Source organism: Rhodanobacter sp. PCA2 (genome assembly GCF_013620825.1).
GTDB lineage: Bacteria > Pseudomonadota > Gammaproteobacteria > Xanthomonadales > Rhodanobacteraceae > Rhodanobacter_A.
Genome location: NZ_NJIC01000034.1, coordinates 1 through 2,564, shown reverse-complemented (window position 1 = coordinate 2,564; position 2,564 = coordinate 1). Strand labels below are relative to the sequence as shown.

4 protein-coding genes are annotated in these 2,564 nt (G+C 72.3%); all 4 read left to right on the top strand.

Translation table 11 applies throughout. The features are described 5' to 3' along the window. The coding region (locus tag PCA_RS11755; RefSeq protein ID WP_304624779.1) for a putative zinc-binding protein at positions 1–406 on the top strand (406 nt) is incomplete at its 5' end. After that, positions 396–1,235, top strand: a complete 840-nt coding sequence (locus tag PCA_RS11750; RefSeq protein ID WP_255436811.1) for an SCP2 sterol-binding domain-containing protein — start codon at positions 396–398, stop codon at positions 1,233–1,235. The genes PCA_RS11755 and PCA_RS11750, both read left to right, overlap by 11 nt. Positions 1,236–1,278: 43 nt before the next feature. Further along, a complete protein-coding gene (nadA, locus tag PCA_RS11745; protein WP_181302807.1) occupies positions 1,279–2,304 on the top strand; it encodes a quinolinate synthase NadA in 1,026 nt (341 codons plus the stop codon). Then, positions 2,301–2,564: FAD-binding protein (locus tag PCA_RS11740; RefSeq protein WP_181302806.1), on the top strand; the 264-nt coding region annotated here is incomplete at its 3' end. The genes nadA and PCA_RS11740, both read left to right, overlap by 4 nt.

Below are 2,564 nucleotides of genomic sequence, written 5' to 3'. Positions count from 1 at the left end.
GTCTGAGGACACAGCGATGAACCGCGACCTGCCCCTGGTGTATTCCTGCTCCGGCTGTTCCAGCGCGGCGCAGATGGCGAACCATCTCGCGCTGCGGCTGGACCGCGCCGGGGTGGCCGAGATGTCGTGCATCGCCGGCGTGGGCGGCGGCGTGGCGGGGCTGGTGCGCACCGCGCGAAGCGGACGCCGCGTGCTCGCGCTGGACGGCTGCGTGCTGACCTGCGTCGCGGCCTGCCTTGCGCGCGAAGGCGTGTCGGCCGATACGCACCTGGTGCTGTCCGACTACGGCGTGAAGAAGCGCCGGCACGCCGATTTCGACGCCGAGCAGGCCGGGCAGATCTACCAGGAGCACGTGCTTTCCGCCGCGCGGGCCCTGCATGCGGGAGATGCCGACGATGCGCGCTGAACGGTTCGCGTTGGGACGTGCACGTGGCGCCATCGACGCGGTGGACGACGGCATGCTGCTGTTGCTGGCCGCGCGCCGGCGGCTGGTGGGGATGGTGGCGCGGCTGAAGCCGCGCGCCGGGCTGGAGGCGCGCGATCCGTTGCGCGAATGCGCGGTGCGCCAGCGCGGGCAGCGGCTGGCGCGGCGGCTGGACGTGCCCGCCGGCACCGCCACGCAACTGCTCGACGTGGTGATCGCGGATGCATGCGCACAACAAGGCCTGCCGCCTGACGGGGATCAAGGCGGGCAGGGCGGGGCAGCCGTCATGCTCGACGGCATGAATCCATCGAACGATCTTTCCCGCGCCGCACCCGTGCTGCGCCTGTTGCCGCCGCCGCGGCGGTTTGTGCCGCTGCTGCGCGTGCTGCCTGCGCGCTGGCAGCATGCGTTGCTGGAACGCGCGATGGCGCGCGTGCTGGCGGCGCCGCTGGCCGACGGCGCGCTGGACTTCATGGCCGGCCGCCGGCTGGGCATAGAAGTGACCGACCTCGAACTGCACTGGGTGCTGACCCTGGACGAGGGGCGGCTGGTCGTGGTCGACGCGGCGCCCGAGGCCAGCGTGCGCGGCAGCGCCACCGACCTGCTGCTGCTGGCCAGCCGGCTGGAGGACGCCGACACCCTGTTCTTCCAGCGCAGCCTGGTGCTGACCGGCGACACCGAACTGGGCCTCACCGCGCGCAACCTGCTTGACCGGCTGCCGTGGGAATCGGTGCCGCTGGGCCTGCGCATCGCGCTGAACCGCGGCGCGCGGCTGGCCCGCGCCGCCCGCGAAGCCCACCGCGGACGCTGACGCCGCGCATTTCCGCCCACCGTCCCTCCCGCCACGGACCGCCATGCACGACTCCGCCGAACTGCCCGTACCCGTCTGGCGCGACGAACTCGAACACGAGTACGCCGCGCTGGCCGCGCGCCTGGAACCGCTGGTGCCGTGCCTGGAGATCCCGCTGCACCTGCCGTGGATCGACGCGATCAACACGCTGAAGAAGCAGCGCGGCGCGGTGATCATGGCGCACAGCTACCAGTCGCCGGAGATCTTCCACGGCGTGGCCGACGTCACCGGCGATTCGCTGGGCCTGGCGCAGGCTGCGCGCGATTGCGACGCCGAACTGATCGTGATCTGCGGCGTGCACTTCATGGCCGAGAGCGCGAAGATCCTCGCGCCGGACAAGACCGTGCTGATTCCCGACCTCGACGCCGGCTGCTCGCTGGCCTCGTCGATCACCGCCGACGACGTGCGCGCGCTGAAGGCGCGGCATCCCGGCGTGCCGGTGGTGAGCTACGCGAACACCTCGGCCGCGGTGAAGGCCGAATCCGACGCCATCTGCACCTCGGCGAACGCGGTGCAGGTGGTGGAAGCGATGGGCGCGCCCAAGGTGATCTTCCTGCCCGACGAGTTCCTCGGCCGCCACGTGGCCGGCCGCACCGACGTGGAGCTGGTGCTGTGGCGCGGCCGCTGCGAGGTGCACGAGAAGTTCACCGCGCAGCAGGCGCGGCATGCGCGCGAGACCTTCGACGCCAGGATTGTGGCGCACCCGGAGTGCTCGCCCGAAGTGCTGGCCGAAGCGGATTTCGTCGGTTCCACCACCGCGATGGGCAAGTGGCTGGCGCGCCAGCAGCCGGAACGGGTGGCGCTGATCACCGAGTGCTCGATGGCCGACAACCTGCGCGCGCAGTTTCCGCAGACCCGCTTCATCAAGCCCTGCAACCTTTGCCCGCACATGCAGCGGATCACCCTGCCGAACATCTACGCCGCGCTGCGCGACCTTCGGCACGCGATCGAGATTCCCGCCGAGGTGATCGCCGGGGCGCGCCGCGCGCTGGATCGCATGCTGGAAGTGGGCCGGCGCGAAGCGGCGTGAGGCGCGCACGCCTGCCCGTGGTGGTGATAGGCAGCGGCAGCGGCAGCGCCAGCGCGCTGGCCCAGGGCGGCCTGGCCGCCGCGCTGGACGAGGACGACAGCAGCGCGGCGCATGCGCGCGACACGCTGGAAGCCGGCGCCCAGCACAACGACGCGGCCGCGGTGCGCTGGCTGTGCGACGCCGCGCCCGACACGGTGGCGTGGCTGGCCGCGCAGGGCGTGGCGTTCGACCGCGACGGCGACGGCCGCCTGCAACTGGGC

Bases quoted from the DNA above. Each gene is read 5' to 3' on its own strand.
- PCA_RS11750 (WP_255436811.1), top strand. From the start codon at position 396: ATGCGCGCTGAACGGTTCGCGTTGGGACGTGCACGTGGCGCCATCGAC.
- nadA (WP_181302807.1), top strand. From the start codon at position 1,279: ATGCACGACTCCGCCGAACTGCCCGTACCCGTCTGGCGCGACGAACTC.